The 18,041-nt window shown below is 59.0% G+C and carries 13 protein-coding genes; 9 read left to right on the top strand and 4 right to left on the bottom strand.

What is annotated here, in order from left to right:
- Positions 1-3 precede the first annotated feature (3 nt).
- A complete protein-coding gene (gene rapA / locus ACA074_RS06505) occupies positions 4-2,850 on the top strand; it encodes an RNA polymerase-associated protein RapA (RefSeq protein ID WP_187679438.1) in 2,847 nt (948 codons plus the stop codon).
- A gap of 172 nt (positions 2,851-3,022) precedes the next feature.
- Here rapA and ACA074_RS06500 read toward each other — a convergent pair whose 3' ends face one another.
- Positions 3,023-4,372 (bottom strand): spinster family MFS transporter, encoded by a 1,350-nt coding sequence (locus tag ACA074_RS06500; RefSeq protein WP_489878365.1) that lies wholly within the window; start codon positions 4,370-4,372, stop codon positions 3,023-3,025.
- A 301-nt stretch (positions 4,373-4,673) separates the two neighbouring features.
- Between ACA074_RS06500 and ACA074_RS06495 the strand changes: the two genes are divergently transcribed.
- Together ACA074_RS06495 and ACA074_RS06490 are read left to right on the top strand one after the other, a co-directional pair.
- Entirely contained in the window at positions 4,674-5,042 is a 369-nt protein-coding gene (locus ACA074_RS06495; RefSeq protein WP_095188967.1) for a YkgJ family cysteine cluster protein, read from the top strand.
- A 148-nt stretch (positions 5,043-5,190) separates the two neighbouring features.
- Positions 5,191-7,473 (top strand): putative bifunctional diguanylate cyclase/phosphodiesterase, encoded by a 2,283-nt coding sequence (locus ACA074_RS06490; RefSeq protein WP_497678644.1) that lies wholly within the window; start codon positions 5,191-5,193, stop codon positions 7,471-7,473.
- On the opposite strand, the gene ACA074_RS06485 is transcribed toward ACA074_RS06490, so the two are convergent.
- Entirely contained in the window at positions 7,364-8,260 is an 897-nt protein-coding gene (locus ACA074_RS06485; RefSeq protein ID WP_497616766.1) for an NAD(P)-dependent oxidoreductase, read from the bottom strand. The two genes, ACA074_RS06490 and ACA074_RS06485, sit on opposite strands and share 110 nt — an antisense overlap.
- A 194-nt stretch (positions 8,261-8,454) precedes the next feature.
- Here ACA074_RS06485 and ACA074_RS06480 point away from each other — a divergent pair, with 194 nt between their 5' ends.
- Positions 8,455-10,653, top strand: a complete 2,199-nt coding sequence (locus ACA074_RS06480; RefSeq protein WP_489878363.1) for a hypothetical protein — start codon at positions 8,455-8,457, stop codon at positions 10,651-10,653.
- Between the two features lie 292 nt (positions 10,654-10,945).
- Here ACA074_RS06480 and ACA074_RS06475 read toward each other — a convergent pair whose 3' ends face one another.
- Entirely contained in the window at positions 10,946-11,251 is a 306-nt protein-coding gene (locus ACA074_RS06475; RefSeq protein ID WP_497678643.1) for a DUF2288 domain-containing protein, read from the bottom strand.
- 352 nt (positions 11,252-11,603) lie between these two features.
- Here ACA074_RS06475 and ACA074_RS06470 point away from each other — a divergent pair, with 352 nt between their 5' ends.
- From ACA074_RS06470 to ACA074_RS06450, 5 genes are all read left to right on the top strand, one after another.
- A complete protein-coding gene (locus ACA074_RS06470) occupies positions 11,604-12,731 on the top strand; it encodes a branched-chain amino acid ABC transporter substrate-binding protein (RefSeq protein WP_489878362.1) in 1,128 nt (375 codons plus the stop codon).
- Positions 12,732-12,962: 231 nt separating this feature from the next.
- Positions 12,963-13,886 carry a high-affinity branched-chain amino acid ABC transporter permease LivH gene (livH, locus tag ACA074_RS06465; protein WP_007918526.1) on the top strand — a complete coding sequence of 308 codons (924 nt, stop codon included), beginning with the start codon at positions 12,963-12,965 and terminating at the stop codon, positions 13,884-13,886.
- Positions 13,883-15,139, top strand: a complete 1,257-nt coding sequence (locus tag ACA074_RS06460; RefSeq protein ID WP_401272259.1) for a high-affinity branched-chain amino acid ABC transporter permease LivM — start codon at positions 13,883-13,885, stop codon at positions 15,137-15,139. The genes livH and ACA074_RS06460 overlap by 4 nt, the downstream gene beginning before the upstream one ends.
- A complete protein-coding gene (gene livG / locus ACA074_RS06455; protein ID WP_187679446.1) occupies positions 15,136-15,903 on the top strand; it encodes a high-affinity branched-chain amino acid ABC transporter ATP-binding protein LivG in 768 nt (255 codons plus the stop codon). The genes ACA074_RS06460 and livG overlap by 4 nt, the downstream gene beginning before the upstream one ends.
- Positions 15,904-16,605, top strand: a complete 702-nt coding sequence (locus ACA074_RS06450; RefSeq protein WP_187679447.1) for an ABC transporter ATP-binding protein — start codon at positions 15,904-15,906, stop codon at positions 16,603-16,605.
- 174 nt (positions 16,606-16,779) lie between these two features.
- Here ACA074_RS06450 and ACA074_RS06445 read toward each other — a convergent pair whose 3' ends face one another.
- Positions 16,780-18,018, bottom strand: a complete 1,239-nt coding sequence (locus ACA074_RS06445) for a DUF2599 domain-containing protein (protein WP_497678642.1) — start codon at positions 18,016-18,018, stop codon at positions 16,780-16,782.
- Positions 18,019-18,041: the final 23 nt, after the last annotated feature.

The raw sequence follows: 18,041 nt of genomic DNA, 5'->3' as shown, positions 1-18,041 counted from the left end.
AGCATGGCGCAGCAGTATCAACCGGGGCAACGCTGGATCAGTGACAGCGAAGCAGAGCTTGGTTTAGGCACCGTTCTGGCACAGGACGGCCGCTTGTTGACCGTGCTTTACCCGGCCACTGGCGAAACCCGCCAGTACGCGCTACGGAATGCGCCCCTGACCCGCGTGCGGTTCTCGCCGGGTGACAGCATTACCCACTTCGAAGGCTGGAAGATGACCGTGCAGCAAGTCGACGATGTCGACGGGCTGATGGTCTATCACGGTCTCAACGGGCAGAACGAAGCCGTCACCCTGCCGGAAACCCAGCTGTCGAACTTCATTCAGTTCCGTCTGGCCAGCGACCGTCTGTTCGCCGGTCAGATCGACCCGCTGGCGTGGTTCTCCCTGCGCTACAACACCCTCGAACACACCAGCCGCCAGTTGCAATCTTCGCTCTGGGGCCTGGGTGGCGTGCGTGCGCAACCGATCGCTCACCAGTTGCACATTGCCCGTGAAGTCGCTGACCGTATCGCGCCGCGGGTTTTGCTGGCGGACGAAGTGGGTCTGGGTAAAACCATCGAAGCCGGTCTGGTCATCCATCGCCAACTGCTCTCGGGCCGCGCCAATCGCGTGCTGATCCTGGTGCCGGAAAACCTCCAGCACCAGTGGCTGGTGGAAATGCGCCGCCGCTTCAATCTGCAGGTCGCGCTGTTCGACGAAGAACGCTTCATCGAGAGCGATGCCGCCAACCCGTTCGAAGACACTCAACTCGCGCTGGTTGCGCTGGAATGGCTGGTCGACGACGAAAAGGCCCAGGACGCATTGTTCGCCGCTGGCTGGGACTTGATGGTAGTCGACGAAGCGCACCACTTGGTCTGGCACGAAGAAAAGGCCAGCCCCGAGTATTCGCTGGTCGAACAACTGGCCGAAGTGATTCCGGGCGTGCTGCTGCTCACCGCCACCCCGGAACAACTTGGTCAGGACAGCCACTTCGCCCGTCTGCGCCTGCTCGATCCAAACCGTTTCCATGACCTGGCCGCCTTCCGCGCCGAGAGCGAAAACTATCGCCCGGTGGCCGAAGCCGTTCAGGAGCTGCTGGACAAAGGGCGCCTGTCGCCTGAAGCACACAAGACCATTCACGGTTTCCTCGGCAACGAAGGCGAAGCCCTGTTGACCGCGGTCAACGATGGCGACACCGAAGCCAGCGCCCGTCTCGTGCGTGAACTGCTCGACCGCCACGGTACCGGCCGCGTGCTGTTCCGTAACACCCGCGCCGCTGTGCAGGGTTTCCCGGAGCGCAAACTGCATCCGTACCCGCTGCCATGCCCGGACGAATATCTGGAACTGCCGCTGGGCGACCATGCCGAGCTGTACCCGGAAGTCAGCTTCCAGGCCCAGCCGGACGCCAGCGAAGAAGAGCGCTGGTGGAAATTCGATCCGCGCGTCGAGTGGCTGATCGATCAGCTGAAAATGCTCAAACGCACCAAAGTGCTGGTGATCTGCGCCCACGCCGAAACCGCGATGGACCTGGAAGACGCCCTGCGCGTGCGCTCCGGCATCCCGGCCACGGTGTTCCACGAAGGCATGAACATCCTTGAGCGTGACCGCGCCGCCGCCTACTTCGCCGACGAAGAGTTTGGCGCGCAAGTACTGATCTGCTCGGAAATCGGCAGTGAAGGTCGCAACTTCCAGTTCGCGCATCACTTGGTGCTGTTCGATCTGCCGTCGCACCCGGACCTGCTTGAGCAGCGTATCGGTCGTCTCGACCGGATCGGCCAGAAACACATCATCGAACTGCACGTGCCATACCTGGAAACCAGCCCGCAAGAGCGTCTGTTCCAGTGGTACCACGAAGCGCTTAACGCCTTCCTCAACACTTGCCCGACCGGCAACGCCTTGCAGCATCAGTTCGGCCCGCGCCTGCTGCCGCTGCTTGAAGAAGCCGACGACAGCGAGTGGCAAGCGCTGATCGACGAAGCGCGCACCGAGCGCGAGCGTCTGGAAGAAGAGCTGCACACCGGTCGCGACCGTCTGCTGGAACTCAACTCCGGCGGCTCGGGTGAAGGCGATCAGTTGGTCGAGGACATCCTGGAGCAAGACGATCAGTTCGCCCTGCCGATCTACATGGAAACCCTGTTCGACGCGTTCGGTATCGACAGCGAAGACCATTCGGAAAACGCCCTGATCCTCAAGCCGAGCGAAAAAATGCTCGACGCCAGCTTCCCGCTGGGCGATGACGAAGGCGTGACCATCACTTACGACCGCAACCAGGCGCTGTCGCGCGAAGACATGCAGTTCATCACCTGGGAACACCCGATGGTGCAGGGCGGCATGGATCTGGTGCTGTCCGGTTCGATGGGCAACACCGCGGTCGCGCTGATCAAGAACAAGGCGCTGAAGCCGGGCACCGTGCTGCTGGAGCTGCTTTACGTCAGCGAAGTGGTTGCCCCGCGCTCGCTGCAACTGGGCCGTTACCTGCCGCCGGCGGCCCTGCGCTGCCTGCTCGATGCCAACGGCAACGACCTGTCGGCCCGCGTCTCGTTCGAAACCCTCAACGATCAACTGGAAAGCGTGCCGCGCGCCAGCGCCAACAAGTTTATTCAGGCCCAGCGCGATCAACTGACGCCACGGATCAACGCCGGTGAAGACAAGATCGCCCCGCGTCACGCCGAGCGCGTGGCCGAGGCCCGTCGCCGTCTGGCGGCCGACACCGACGAAGAACTGGCGCGCCTGACCGCATTGCAAGCGGTCAACCCGACCGTTCGTGACAGCGAACTAGTTGCCTTGCGTGAACAGCGTGAGCAGGGTCTGGCGCTGCTGGATAAAGCGGCACTGCGACTGGAAGCGATTCGGGTGTTGGTGGCGGGCTAAACCGCCCTGCTCCACCGCTGAAAACAAGAAGGCCCGCAGTGATGCGGGCCTTTTTGTTTGCCTGTTATTTATCCGGTGATGCTACTGGCCCTTTCGCGAGCAGGCTCGCTCCCACAGGGATTGTGTTCACGCTGGAGAACTACTGTGGGAGCGAGCCTGCTCGCGAAGGCGGTTATGCAGTCGCCGCAGCCACCTCTGGCTCAACCACCGCCACCAGCCCCTCCTTCATCCGCTTCGCATCCTGCACAAAACACCGCGACGCCAGAAACAGAAACACCATGGTCAGAAACAGCGCCACCGGGATCAGGTACATCGCATCATGCAGCCCGACCGCCTTGAACGCCTCGGTCATCTGCTCCGCCCCCGCTGCAACCATTGCCGACTTGGCAAAGTGATCCGACAGCCCACCCACCACCACCGGCCCAAGACCACCGCCCAGCAGATACAAGCCGGCAAAGAACAAGGCCATCGCCGTGGCGCGCAGACGCGGTTCGACCACGTCCTGAATCGCCGTATACACGCAGGTGTAGAAGTTATAGGCAAATAGCCAGCCGAGGCTGAACACCGCGACAAACACACCGATCTCGATACGCCCGGCATGCAGCGCCCATGCCGTGCACACCGTCGAGACAATCAGGCTGAATGCGGCAAACAGCAGCCGCCCATTGGCCACACGCTGGTGGATCTTGTCGGCGATCCAGCCACCCAGAGTCAAACCGACCAGCCCGGTGACGCCGACAATCACACCGGTCGCCACTGCCGCTTCCTGCAATGGCATCAGGAAATAGCGCTGCAGCATCGGCACCAGAAACGAATTGCAGGCATAAGTCGCGAAGTTGAAACACAACCCCGCCATCACCAGCCACAGGAACGTCGGCACGGCGAGAATCCGACGGATCGGCTTGTCGACTTTCTCCTGTGAGACCTGCACGGTTTCCGCCGCACCGCGCTTGGGTTCTTTGATGAAAAACATGAAGATCGCGAGGAACAGGCCCGGTACGGCGGCGATGAAGAACGGTGCGCGCCAACTGTCGAAAGCCTTGACCATCCAACCGATGGTGAAGAACGCCAGCAACAGCCCCAGCGGCAGCCCCAACATGAAAATGCCCATGGCCCGCGCCCGACGGTGCGCCGGGAACAAGTCGCCAATCAGCGAGTTGGCCGCCGGCGCATAACTGGCCTCACCGATGCCGATCCCCATGCGCACGATGAGGAAACTCCAGAAACTGCCCACCAGCCCGTTGACGGCGGTCAGCGCGCTCCAGGTCGCCAGACCCCAGCCCATCAGTTTGCTGCGTGAGCCGGTGTCGGCCATGCGCCCCAAGGGCAAACCGGCAATCGCGTAGACAATGGTGAATGCGGTGCCGACGATACCCAGTTGAAAGTCGCTGAGGTGCCATTCCATGCGGATCGGCTCGATGATGATCGCCGGGATGGTGCGGTCGAAAAAATTGAACAGGTTGGCGAGGAACAGCAGGAACAGAATGCGCCAGGCATTCGCCGCTTGGGTCGAGTTCTGCATGGGTCCGTCTCTTTATTGTTATAGGGCTTCACTGCCAACGCATCCGAGCCCGGAACCTGCAATCTAGTCAGCCAGACAGGGGCTGTCTGTGATCATTCGTCTGCCTGATATCGGGCCATGGCACTGTAACGAAACGTAAGCCCTTGATAAGTCTGTAATCCCCCGAAAACCGGGGCTTTTGCGGCAAAACCTTGCCACAAAAAAATAGTTTCGCGCCCCCCTTCCCAAGTCCGTGGCGAAGCCTAGAATGGCCGCCGTATCCGTCCGGATCTCCCGATCAATCCCTTTGATGCCCTCGCCCATGTCCGAAGTCAGTCCGTGTCTGAATTGCGGTGCCTGCTGTTCCCATTTTCGTGTGTCTTTTTTTTGGGGTGAGTGCTCATCTTCCGGGGGGACGGTGCCCGATGAACTGGTGACACAAATCAGTCCCAGTCGGGTGGCAATGAACGGCACCGACTGCAAATCGCCGCGTTGCACGGCATTGGTCGGCGAAGTCGGGAGTACAGTGCACTGCTCGATTTATGAAAAACGTTCCAGTCCCTGCCGGGAATTCGAAGCTTCCTGGGAGAACGGCGAACAGAATGTCGATTGCGATAAGGCCCGCGCCCGTTTTGGTTTGCCGCCCCTGCAATCGGACTGGGCTGAAATCCCTTTCGATAAAAGCGCCTGACATTTAGCACCAATCGCTATGACGCTAATGACGAAATCGTTAGCGCCAATGTGCCACTACCCCTTGCACCCCGAAAACGGCCTCTATACTCCTGTCATTCGCCTGCGTTAACCGCGCGGTTAGGACGACTTCAGAGACGGGGCATGCTATGGAGTGGCTTGGTTTGCAGTTTGTTACCGAGCTGCCGGAGAGCGGGCAGGTCATTCTTGATTGCACACATAATCCCTTTCTGGTGCTGGTGGCCTATCTGGTGGCCTGCGCCGCGAGTTTCGCTACGCTCGATATGGCCGAGCGGGTCGTTCACGCCGAAGACCTTGGTTCGCAACGCCTATGGCGCTGGATTGGCGCGACCTGCCTGGCCGGCGGGATCTGGGCCATGCACTTCATTGGCATGCTCGCTTTCCAGGCGCCGATCGAAATCCATTACGACCTGCCGATCACCCTGTTCTCCCTGCTGATCGCCCTGCTCGCCTCGTGGCTGGCGATGCACACGCTGAGCGAGGCACAGCCGAGTCTGGTGCTTTACCTGAAAACCGCTGTGGTCATCGGCCTCGGTATTGCCGGCATGCATTACGTCGGCATGGCCGCCATGGAGTCGAGCGCCACCGCCTACTACCAACCGACTTTGTTTGCGCTGTCGATCGCCATCGCCATCGGCGCCAGTTTCGCCGCGTTATGGGTCGCAGGCTACTTGCGCGAAGGCAGTGGCCTGGCTCATCAGATGCTCAAGTACAGCGCCGCACTGATTCTCGGCGCGGGCATTTTCAGCATGCACTTCACCGGGATGGCCGCACTGCAATTGGTGTTACCGGAAGGCAGCGCACCGGACCTGTCGGCCGAAACCAGCCATTTGCAACTGGGCCTGACAGTGGCGCTGATCATCCTGCTGATTCTCGGCAGCGCGATCAGCGCGGCGCTGGCCGACAAGAAACTGCAAAGCAAGGAACACGATCTGCGCCGGGTCAACGCCCTGCTCAGCCAACTCGATCAGGCGCGCATGTCATTGCAGCAAGTGGCCAACTACGACGCCCTGACCAATCTGATCAACCGCCGCGGCTTCAACCAGATCTTCGCCGAGAAACTCAGCCAGAAAACCACCGAGGGCGGCATGCTCGCGGTCATGTTTCTCGACATCGACCACTTCAAACGCATCAACGACAGCCTGGGCCACGATGCCGGCGACGCCCTGCTCAAGGTCATTGCCAATCACATCAAAAGCTCTGTGCGCAGCCATGAAGACGTCGTCGCGCGTTTTGGCGGCGACGAGTTCTGCATCCTGATCGGCCTGCGCGATCGCGAAGAGGCGCGCACCATGGCCCAGCGCATCATGCTGAAGATGAAGGAGCCGATAGAACTGGCCGGACGCCGGATGGTGATGACCACCAGCATCGGCATCAGCCTGTTTCCCGAAGACGGCACCACCTGCGAAGAACTGCTCAAGCACGCGGATCTGGCCCTGTATCAATCTAAAGGTGCCGGGCGCAATGGCTTGCACTTTTTCAATTCCAACCTGAAAAACCGCGCGACTCTGGAACTGCAACTCGAAGAAGAACTGCGCCACGCCCTGCGCGAAGAAAATGGTCTGATGCTGTATTACCAACCGATCTTCGAACTGAAAACCGGTCGGGTCACCAAGTTAGAGGCGCTGATCCGCTGGCAACACCCGCTTCACGGACTACTGACACCGGATCGTTTCATCAGCATTGCCGAAAACAATGGTCTCATCGCCGAACTGGACAACTGGGTGCTGCGCAGGGCCTGCCGGGACCTTGGCGAACTGTCGAACCACGGCTGCGCAGAGCTGAAAATCGCCTGGAACTGCTCGCCGCTGAATCTGGCTCGGGAAGAGTTGGCTGACGAAATCGAAAGTGCGCTGCGCACCGCCGGCGTCGCGCCGGAACGGCTGGAACTGGAAGTCACCGAAAACGCCCTGATGGGTAACATTGCCAACACTCTGGTGCTGCTGCGGCAGATCCGCGCCCTCGGTGTGTCACTGTCGATCGACGACTTCGGTACCGGCTATTCGTCGCTGGCCTACCTCAAGCGCCTGCCGCTCAACACCCTGAAGATCGACCGCTCGTTCATTCTGGACATTCCCAAAGCCACGGCGGACATGGAGATCGTCCAGGCAATCATCGTCATGGCCCACACCCTGCATTTGCAGGTGGTCACTGAAGGCGTGGAAAGCCTGGAGCAATACGAATTCCTTGAGCGTTCCGGCTGCGATTTTATCCAAGGCTACCTGCTCAGCCGTCCGGTGCCGCTGGACGAACTGCGCCCGGTGCTGGAAGAAATCAATCAGCGTAAACATTCACATGCGGTCAATCCGTTGATTCTGGCGCGCGGTACATTTGCACCAGTGTCGCTGGATCCTTCGCCAAAAAGCCCTGAGCCCCATGCAGGCGCATCAGTTGTGCGGCCAATCCGCTGATCGGCGTCGCCGAGCCTTGCTCGCGGGAGAATTTCACCGCGGTGTCGAGATCCTTGAGCAACGTGCGTACGTGCCATTTGATCGGTTCGAAACGGCTTTCGGCCATTTGCGGAGCGAGGATCTGCAACGGTTTCGAATCGGCAAAACCGCCAGCCAGCGCTTCGGCGATCAGACTCGCATCAACACCCGCCTGCTCGGCCAGCGCCACCACTTCGGCAATCACCAACGCATTGCAGGCAACTATCATCTGGTTGCAGGCCTTGGTCACTTGCCCGGCGCCGATGCCGCCCATGTGCGTAACGCGTTGACCGAGATTGAGCAACACCGGGCGCACGCGCTCAAGGTCGGCTGCATCGCCACCGACCATGATCGCCAGACTGCCGGCCTCGGCACCGACCACGCCGCCGGAAACCGGTGAATCCATCCAACTCATACCGGTTTCACTTTTCAGCTGCGCTGCCATCTCACGAGTAGCCGTTGGTTCAAGACTGGAAAAATCCACCAGCAACTGACCGCCCTTCGCACCTTCGGCAACACCGGCCGGGCCGAACACCACTTCGCGCACCACCGCCGTATCGGCCAGACACACCATCACCACGTCGGCGTGCTTGCACAGCTCGGAGGGGCTCGCCACCTGCCGGGCACCGGCCTCGACCAGTGGCGCGCACTTGGCCGGGTTACGGTTCCACACGGTCAACGGATAACCCGCGGCCAACAGGCGCCGGCACATCGGCAACCCCATCAGACCGATTCCGGCGAATCCCAACGATGGTAGCGTTGACATCATTTTGCCTCTTTTCGATTAAAGATCGCCGAATAATGGCCGATTCATCAACGATCAGGAAAGGATTCCCCCAAGCGACAGTCAGGCCAAGTCCCTGACGCTCGGGCCTAATTCGCGCAAAAAAGACGCGAGATCTTATTCCGTGAGGTTCGCTGACATCAGTCACCGAGCCAACCAGTCCAGGTATATGGCGCAAAATGACTTCTAAAAATAATCCCGCCACTGCGGTATCCGATCTGACCCTGAGCCCCGCTGCGAACAGCCCGTCACCGTCGAAGCCATTGCACCCCTCGCGTCCGCTGGGTACCCAGCAATACCTGTACTTCACCGAAACCAACACCGATCGCATCCTCGACAACCTCGATGGTCTGCGTGATCTGGTATTCCCGCGTCCGCCGCACCTGGAAGGCGATAACGAACAGCACAACGATCAGGAATTCCCGTCGGTGTGCCTGATCGGCCTCGGTCGCTGCGGCTCCAACATCGCCCTCGACGTGGCGGAGTTGGTGTACAACGCGCGCAAGTTCTACCTCAACGAATTTAACAACGAGGATCGGGCAGCCGACCGGCGCCTGGCCGACAAGGGTTACAGCCCGGCACAGTGGATCAAGAACAACCTGCGGATCGGCCCGAACAAGTCGACCAAACCGGTGTTTCTGGTCGAGCCGCTGGTGATGCTCGGCGACCTCGACAAAGACATCGCCGGGCGTATCCGTTTCTCGCGCAAGGGCGAGAAAAGCGGTTTCCTGCGCGACTACAGCAAAATGAAGATCATGGACTTGTCCGAAGTCCACGCCGGTGGCGCCGGTAACGCGCCGATCCTCGGCCAGTACCTGGCGAAGATCATCCTCAACAAGGACACCCAGCGTTTTTCCAGCCCCGACTGGAAAATGATCCACTCGTACCTGATCGACAGCTGCGGCATCAAGGCCAACCAGTCGCGCCTGTACTTCTCGATCTTCAGTGCCGGCGGCGGTACCGGTTCGGGCATGGCCTCGGAATTTGGCCTGGCCCAGCAACACTCGTACATGAACAAGACGTTCGACACCAAGCCGATGGACGAACATGACGGCAAGAGCGGTCATTCGTTCGTGTTCGAACCGATCTTCACCAGCGGCATCTGCGTGCTGCCGAACATTTCCGACCACCGCAGCGAAATGTCCGAGGCGCTGCACATCAACGCCGGTCGCCTGCTGTGCAAATACCTCTCGGAAGAATGGGATTTCTCCTACAACTTCGCCAACGAAGACAGCAGCGAAGCCAGCGTCATGGGCCGTATCCGCCCGTGGAACGCAATGATGCTGATCTCCAACGACATCATGCGTTACGCCGAAGAGAGCGACGACGGCAACATCCAGAACATTGATGTCAATGCGATGGAGAAGCACGCCAACCAGTACATCTCGCAGCAGATCTTCAACATTCTGACGGCGCAGGCAGTCACGACTGACTACGACCAGAACTACTTCCGTCGCGCCGGCATCGACATCGGCGAAACCATTCGCCTCGACGCCAACGACCTGTTCATGAGCCTGGCCGGACCGGTGGCGATTGCCTACGCCGAATCGGTAGTGCCGGAAACGCCTCCGCCGAGCAGCGACAAGTTCAAGGTGTTCGATAAAGAGCCACAGCGCCTGAACATCGACGATTTGTTCTTCCGCTCGATCGACCTGCCGCACTTCAACAAAGTAACCCAGGCCATCGAAGGCATCAGCCTGTTGCCAATCGAGTCAAAGCGCTATCGCGCCTCGCTGGAGCAGTACAAGAATTCCGGTTACGACGCCGCCGCCCTGCACGATCTGCACTTCTTCAAGAACTGCTCGTCGGTGGTCTCGATCGTTTCGCTGCCCAAAGACTACAAGTTGTCGTACATGGACCTGAACCGGTTGAAGACACACCTCAACAGCCTGTTCCCCAACACCACGCTCAAGCGCTATGCACTGGTGATCGGCGCCTCGGCCAACCTGTCGCTGACCACATTGATTGCGAAGAGCCCGTGCCTGTCGGACGACTTCCTGACCTTGATCGTCGCGTTCATCAAGCGCTGCTTCGCGAAGACCCCGTACCGTTTCGACGAGACGCTGGACAATTCGATCCTCGACTTCATCATCAACGAGGACTTCGACGAAGAACGCATTGATGATCTGCTCAACGAATTCGAAAACCCGGCGAAGATTCTCGACACCAACTGGTACGCGATCAAACCGATGTACGAGAAGAAGTACCGCGAGCTGATCAACGACAAAGAGAAGTTTGTCTCGATCAACGACATTCGCCTGTCGCGCGATTGCGTGAAGAAGTCGATCAAGTACCTGCGCGAGATCTATCGTCACCGGATTGGCAAGACCAAGGTTATTTCCCTCAATAACCATACCGGCAAGTCTTACTCGGTCTAATCCAGGAACGAGTCGCCCCATTCGCGAGCAGGCTCGCTCCCACAGGGGGATGCATTCCAAATGTGGGAGCGAGCCTGCTCGCGAAGAGGCCACTCCAGACACCGCAAACCTTCATTGCCAACATCCAGAAACAATTAAGCAGCCGTTAGGCTGCTTACTAAACTGTTCCCGTTACGTTTACGTCACCGTGAGCCACCCTCGCTTGTGGCGTTTCTCTACGGCAACGTGCCATCACGCTACTCGGCTACCCACTTTTCAACGATGACGCCGCGCACTACAAAGGTGCAAGCCGTCAGACCTGCGCCCTTTCCTGGATCAGAATCCACGGCGAAACCACCACCGCCCACAGCTGCGGATCACGTTCAAAAAGATCCAGCGCCCGCGTTTCAGACAGCTTGGCGACCCTGTCTTCGGCCAGCCAGGCAGCGACTTTCTCGCCCTCATCCGACGCCACGGCCTCGGCAGCGGCGATCAAATCAAGGTCAGGGTCGACCCACAATAGGGCACCCTTGGCGAAGAACGGCTCCAGCTCTTTCCAGGTAATAGATGCGGTTTCACCAAGCAGCTTGGCATAGAGGGTGCTAGGTTCTTGATTCATGGGAACTGTCCGGAAAAGAAATCGACGCGAATGATAACGTCGGTGATCCGCCAGAAAAACCCGGTTGCAAATGGCTTTACCGAACGAAAAGAGCAGGAACGCCAGGGAATGCTGCTGATTGGGATATATGCCCACGAACGCCCCGCCGCAATTCTGTCTTTTTCATTCAAAAATGCGACACCCCCAAGTTTTGCCCCTCGGCGCCCGCTTCCCAGGCTGACAACCGGCGCTCTACACTGTACCGGTACAGTTGCCGGGGGCATTTCCGGAGGGTATCGCAAAGATATCTGACCCGGTTCTGCTGCTACGGCGCCAGAACTCAAAAAAATTACAACAGTAAGAGTGGAGCACTATGACTAAGGCTACTAAGCAGATTTCCAAACTGTTTGCCGCTATGGTTCTGGCCGGGGTTGCCAGCCATTCGTTCGCAGCTGACACCATCAAAATCGGCATCGCCGGTCCAAAAACCGGTCCTGTAGCCCAGTACGGCGACATGCAGTTCAGTGGCGCGAAAATGGCCATCGAGCAGATCAACGCCAAGGGCGGCGTCGACGGCAAGAAACTCGAAGCCGTTGAATACGACGATGCCTGCGATCCGAAACAAGCGGTAGCTGTTGCGAACAAGGTCGTCAACGACGGCGTCAAGTTCGTGGTCGGTCACCTGTGCTCCAGCTCTACCCAACCTGCTTCGGACATCTACGAAGACGAAGGCGTGATCATGATCACCCCGGCTGCCACCAGCCCGGACATCACCGCCCGTGGTTACAAAATGATCTTCCGTACTATCGGTCTGGACAGCGCCCAGGGCCCTGCCGCCGGTAACTACATTGCCGATCACGTCAAACCGAAAATCGTCGGCGTCCTGCACGACAAGCAGCAGTACGGTGAAGGTATCGCTACCGCCGTCAAATCGACCCTTGAGAAGAAAGGCACCAAAGTTGCCGTATTCGAAGGCGTCAACGCTGGCGACAAAGACTTCTCGGCCATCATTGCCAAGCTCAAGCAAGCCAACGTCGACTTCGTTTACTACGGCGGCTACCACCCTGAGCTGGGTCTGATCCTGCGCCAGGCTCAGGAAAAAGGCCTGAAAGCCAAGTTCATGGGTCCGGAAGGCGTGGGTAACGACTCGATCACCCAGATCGCCAAAGACGCTGCCGAAGGCCTGCTGGTAACCCTGCCGAAATCCTTCGACCAGGACCCTTCCAACATCGCCCTGGCTGATGCATTCAAAGCGAAGAAAGAAGACCCGAGCGGCCCGTTCGTGTTCCCGGCCTACTCGGCCGTGACCCTGATCGCCGAAGGCATCAAGGCTGCCAAGTCCGAAGACCCGACCAAAGTGGCAGACGCCATTCACGCCGGCACCTTCAAGACCCCGACTGGCGACCTGAGCTACGACGCCAAGGGCGACTTGAAAGACTTCAAATTCGTAGTCTACGAGTGGCACAACGGCAAACCTAAAACTGAAGTTTCGCCTCAGTAAGGCATTGCCGAACTGACTGCCAATAAAGCCCACGGCGTGCCGTGGGCTTTGTTTTACGAATGTATAGGGCCGCGCTGGCGTGATCCGCCAGTCTCCCCACCTGAAAATCTCAAAACCGTCATCAGCGGTTCGCTGGCAAAACCCGGATTCGAAGTGGATAAAGATCCACGGGGCCGGGCGGGAAAATGACTCCACCAGTGAAATGCGTATCAGGTTTTTAGGAGCGCTGTAATGCCTGACATCTATCACTTCTTCCAACAGCTGGTTAACGGCCTGAACGTTGGCAGCATGTATGCCCTGATCGCCATCGGCTACACGATGGTTTACGGCATCATTGGAATGATCAACTTCGCCCACGGCGAGGTGTACATGATCGGCTCCTACGTGGCGTTCATCGCCATCGCCGGGCTGACCATGATGGGACTCGACAGTGTCCCGCTGTTGATGACGGCGGCGTTCATCGCCAGCATCGTCGTGACCAGCTCCTACGGTTACAGCATCGAACGCATTGCCTACCGCCCTTTGCGCGGCAGCAACCGTCTGATCCCGCTGATTTCCGCCATCGGTATGTCGATCTTCCTGCAGAACACGGTTCTGCTGGCGCAAGACTCCAAGGACAAAGCTATCCCCAACCTGATTCCGGGCAACATTGCCTTCGGCCCAGGTGGCGCACAAGAAGTGCTGATTTCCTACATGCAAATCGTGGTGTTCGTGGTGACCCTGATCGCCATGCTCGGCCTGACATTGTTCATCTCCCGCTCTCGTCTGGGCCGCGCCTGCCGCGCCTGCGCCGAAGACATCAAGATGGCCAACCTGCTGGGTATCAACACCAACAACATCATCGCCCTGACCTTCGTCATTGGTGCTGCGCTGGCGGCCGTCGCGGCCGTACTGCTGAGCATGCAATACGGGGTGATCAACCCGAACGCCGGTTTCCTTGTCGGCCTCAAAGCCTTTACCGCTGCGGTACTGGGCGGCATCGGCAGCATCCCCGGCGCCATGCTCGGCGGGCTGGTGCTTGGGGTGGCGGAAGCCTTCGGTGCCGATATCTTCGGCGACCAGTACAAGGACGTCGTGGCTTTCGGCTTGTTGGTTCTGGTGCTGTTGTTCCGTCCGACCGGCATTCTGGGCCGTCCGGAGGTTGAGAAAGTATGACTAGGAATCTTAAACAGGCACTGTTCAGTGCCTTGCTGGTGTGGGCCGTGGCCTACCCGGTACTCGGTCTGAAACTGACCATCGTCGGCATCAATCTGGAAGTGCACAACACCAGCACGGCGGTTCTGGCGACCATCGCCATCTGCTCTGTGCTGATGTTCCTGCGCGTGCTGTTCAACCAGCAGATCAGCAAGGCCTGGCGTTCCTCGCCGGGCATGCCGCTGATCCCGGCCAAGGCCAGCAACTTCCTGACCCTGCCGACCACCCAGCGCTATTTCATCATTGGGCTGATCCTGCTTGCGCTGGTGTGGCCGTTCTTCGGTTCCCGTGGCGCGGTGGACATCGCCACGCTGATCCTGATCTACGTGATGCTCGGCCTGGGCCTGAACATCGTCGTCGGTCTGGCCGGTCTGCTCGACCTGGGTTACGTCGGCTTCTACGCCGTCGGCGCCTACAGCTACGCGCTGCTGTCGCACTACTACGGCCTGAGCTTCTGGATCTGCCTGCCGATTGCCGGCCTGATGGCGGCGACGTTCGGCTTCCTGCTGGGCTTCCCGGTCTTGCGACTGCGCGGTGACTATCTGGCGATCGTGACCCTTGGCTTCGGCGAGATCATCCGTCTGTTCCTGCGTAACCTTACGGACATCACCGGTGGCCCGAACGGTATCAGCAACATCGAGAAACCGACGTTCTTCGGTCTGACCTTCGAACGTAAAGCCGCAGAAGGGATGCAAACTTTCCACGAGTATTTCGGCTTGCAGTACAACTCGATCAACAAGGTGATCTTCCTCTACCTCGTTGCCCTGTTGCTGGCGCTGGCGGCACTGTTCGTCATCAACCGTCTGCTGCGCATGCCGATCGGCCGCGCGTGGGAAGCGCTGCGTGAAGACGAAATTGCCTGCCGCGCGCTGGGTCTTAATCCAACCGTGATCAAGCTTTCCGCGTTCACCCTCGGTGCTGCATTCGCCGGTTTTGCCGGCAGCTTCTTCGCTGCCCGTCAGGGTCTGGTGACGCCGGAATCCTTCACCTTCATCGAGTCGGCGATCATCCTCGCCATCGTCGTATTGGGTGGCATGGGCTCGCAGCTCGGCGTGATTCTCGCGGCCGTGGTGATGATCCTGTTGCCGGAAATGATGCGTGAATTCAGTGAGTACCGCATGTTGATGTTCGGTGCCCTGATGGTGTTGATGATGATCTGGCGTCCACAAGGTCTGCTGCCGATGCAACGCCCTCACATGGAGTTGCGAAAATGAGCCGCGAGATTCTTAAGGTCGAAAACCTGAGCATGCGCTTCGGCGGCTTGCTGGCGGTCAATGGCGTGGCCCTGACCGTGAAGGAAAAACAGGTGGTTGCGCTGATCGGGCCGAACGGCGCGGGCAAGACCACGGTGTTCAACTGCCTGACCGGTTTCTATCAGCCAACCGGCGGCAGCATCCTTTTGGACGGCGAGCCGATTCAGGGCCTGCCGGGCCACAAGATCGCGCTCAAAGGCGTGGTGCGCACCTTTCAGAACGTGCGGTTGTTCAAGGACATGACGGCGGTCGAAAACCTGTTGATCGCCCAGCACCGTCACCTGAACACCAACTTCCTGTCCGGCCTGTTCAAGACCCCGGCGTTCCGCAAAAGCGAGCGCGAGGCGATGGAATTTGCCGAGTACTGGCTGGAAAAGGTCAACCTCAAGGAGTTCGCCAACCGTACTGCCGGCACCCTGGCATACGGTCAGCAACGTCGTCTGGAAATCGCCCGCTGCATGATGACCCGTCCACGGATCCTGATGCTCGACGAACCGGCCGCCGGCCTCAATCCGAAGGAAACCGAAGACCTCAAAGCGCTGATCGGCATGCTGCGTGAAGAGCACAACGTCACCGTGCTGCTGATCGAACACGACATGAAACTGGTCATGAGCATTTCCGACCACATCGTCGTGATCAACCAGGGCACGCCTCTGGCCGACGGCACGCCGGAACAGATCCGCGACAATCCTGAAGTGATCAAAGCCTACCTGGGGGAAGCGTAAATGCTGCAGTTCGAAAACGTTTCCACCTTCTACGGCAAGATCCAGGCCCTGCACAGCGTCAACGTCGAAGTCCGTCAGGGCGAGATCGTGACCCTGATCGGCGCCAACGGTGCCGGCAAGTCCACGCTGCTGATGACGCTGTGCGGTTCGCCGCAGGCGCACAGCGGCAGCATCCGTTACATGGGTGAGGAACTGGTCGGCCAGGACTCGTCGCAGATCATGCGCAAAAGCATCGCTGTGGTGCCGGAAGGCCGTCGGGTGTTTGCCCGTCTGACCGTCGAAGAAAACCTGTCCATGGGCGGCTTCTTCACCGACAAGGGCGACTATCAGGAACAAATGGACAAGGTTCTCGGACTTTTCCCACGCCTGAAAGAACGCTTCAGTCAGCGCGGCGGCACCATGTCCGGCGGCGAACAGCAGATGCTCGCCATCGGCCGCGCGCTGATGAGCAAGCCGAAACTGCTGCTGCTCGACGAGCCGTCGCTGGGCCTGGCACCGATCATCATCCAGCAGATCTTCGACATCATCGAACAACTGCGCAAGGACGGTGTGACCGTGTTCCTGGTCGAGCAAAACGCCAACCAGGCGCTGAAAATCGCCGACCGTGCGTACGTTCTGGAGAACGGCCGCGTGGTGATGCAAGGCACCGGTGAAGCGCTGCTGACCGACCCGAAAGTGCGCGAGGCGTACCTCGGTGGTTGAGCGATTGCGGTAAATAAAAAACGGCCTTCGGGCCGTTTTTTTGTGCCTGCCACAATCTTCGTATCCTTCAAATCCCTTATAGGAGTGAGCCTGCTAGCGATGGTGGTATGTCATTCAACATCATGGTGTCTGACACGACGCCATCGCGAGCAGGCTCACTCCTACAGTGGGGGATTAGAACGGATTGCAGTGCTGCGCTACCGCCGTGGCCTGATCGACGTAAGGCCGGGCCGGTTCAAGGTTCCATTCGGGTTTGTTCCTCACAGGCTTGCCGTCGTAGACGGCCGCGAGATGACAAACCATTTGCCGGCGCAAAGACCCACCGTTGATGCTGTACTGGCGCCATTGCGGATCGTCTTTGTGCTTGTTGTACAACTCGGCAAACATACGATCGGTCTGATCATACTTGATCGCCCGGCCACATGCGGTCGGCACGACGGAGAGCGACCAGGTATCCGGCCCCAGTTTCGGATCTGACCGTTGTTCCCAGGTGGTTGATTCGAAGTAGCTGGTACAGAACTGTTGCGCCGGTGGAGCGGCGGTCTGGATGCACGAGAAGCTGGCCTTGGCGACCGGGGTTCTCGGGAAATCGATCTTGATGATGTTGCGATCCTTCCCGGTCCTGGCTTTGTAATCGCGCTGGTTGGCCAAGGCATCGTTCAAGCCCCGCTGATCGCTGTAGAAAAACGCCAGAACTGGCAGTTCATCGGTTTTCGGGTTACCCAAACGCAGTTCTGTCTGGGTTTGGAACTCGCGACTGTTGATGACTTTGCGTGCGCCCATAAAATTGCGGAAGGCGTCGACGCGCTCCTTGCTGCTCATGGGGTTACGCATATTGAAACCACACTGCAACTGATCCTGCTGGCGGTTGTTGTTGAATTGGATGAAGTGCGCGACCCAGGCATTCGGGTTCGAAACAGGCGGCGCCATGGACTGGCAAACGGCCTCTTTCGGGGCGGTGTTTTTGCTGTCCCCACAGCCGCGATCATCTCGAAAGTCGGTCCAGGCATCGTTGGGAAACGCGCAATAGACATGCACCGGCGTTTCCGGATCGCGCACCAGATCCCTTGGTGTAATGAGATAGCCATTCTGCGTGCTCATGCCAGGGTCTTCATAACTGATGCCGTCTGCACGCATGTATGAAGCGGCAAACGTACCCAGCTCGACGGCTTTCGGACTGGGATTCCAGACATCCCATTTCTGCCCCTTGGCCGGATCGGCGCGGTGCGTTCCTCGAACCAACAGTCCCGAACAGTCCGAAGCGGGATCCTGACCGCAGCTTTCGACGGTTTTGTTGTACAACGATTCAACCTTTTTCAGCGTCTCGTCGCATGACTCGGCGTACGCACCTGTGGCTTGCACCAGCAGTGGCAGCATAAGTAATGGAACGACCCTGCACAGACTTTTCTTCATGGCTCGCATCTCCTTGATTAGCC

The organism is Pseudomonas sp. LBUM1655 (assembly GCF_059716085.1).
The sequence above is the reverse complement of the archived record's forward strand: the minus strand, read 5'-3'. Positions and strand labels throughout refer to the sequence as shown.

Bases quoted from the DNA above. Each gene is read 5' to 3' on its own strand.
- ACA074_RS06460 (WP_401272259.1), top strand. From the start codon at position 13,883: ATGACTAGGAATCTTAAACAGGCACTGTTCAGTGCCTTGCTGGTGTGG.
- ACA074_RS06490 (WP_497678644.1), top strand. From the start codon at position 5,191: ATGGAGTGGCTTGGTTTGCAGTTTGTTACCGAGCTGCCGGAGAGCGGG.
- rapA (WP_187679438.1), top strand. From the start codon at position 4: ATGGCGCAGCAGTATCAACCGGGGCAACGCTGGATCAGTGACAGCGAA.
- ACA074_RS06495 (WP_095188967.1), top strand. From the start codon at position 4,674: ATGTCCGAAGTCAGTCCGTGTCTGAATTGCGGTGCCTGCTGTTCCCAT.
- ACA074_RS06500 (WP_489878365.1), bottom strand. From the start codon at position 4,372: ATGCAGAACTCGACCCAAGCGGCGAATGCCTGGCGCATTCTGTTCCTG.
- livH (WP_007918526.1), top strand. From the start codon at position 12,963: ATGCCTGACATCTATCACTTCTTCCAACAGCTGGTTAACGGCCTGAAC.
- ACA074_RS06450 (WP_187679447.1), top strand. From the start codon at position 15,904: ATGCTGCAGTTCGAAAACGTTTCCACCTTCTACGGCAAGATCCAGGCC.
- ACA074_RS06485 (WP_497616766.1), bottom strand. From the start codon at position 8,260: ATGATGTCAACGCTACCATCGTTGGGATTCGCCGGAATCGGTCTGATG.
- ACA074_RS06480 (WP_489878363.1), top strand. From the start codon at position 8,455: ATGACTTCTAAAAATAATCCCGCCACTGCGGTATCCGATCTGACCCTG.
- ACA074_RS06445 (WP_497678642.1), bottom strand. From the start codon at position 18,018: ATGAAGAAAAGTCTGTGCAGGGTCGTTCCATTACTTATGCTGCCACTG.
- livG (WP_187679446.1), top strand. From the start codon at position 15,136: ATGAGCCGCGAGATTCTTAAGGTCGAAAACCTGAGCATGCGCTTCGGC.
- ACA074_RS06475 (WP_497678643.1), bottom strand. From the start codon at position 11,251: ATGAATCAAGAACCTAGCACCCTCTATGCCAAGCTGCTTGGTGAAACC.
- ACA074_RS06470 (WP_489878362.1), top strand. From the start codon at position 11,604: ATGACTAAGGCTACTAAGCAGATTTCCAAACTGTTTGCCGCTATGGTT.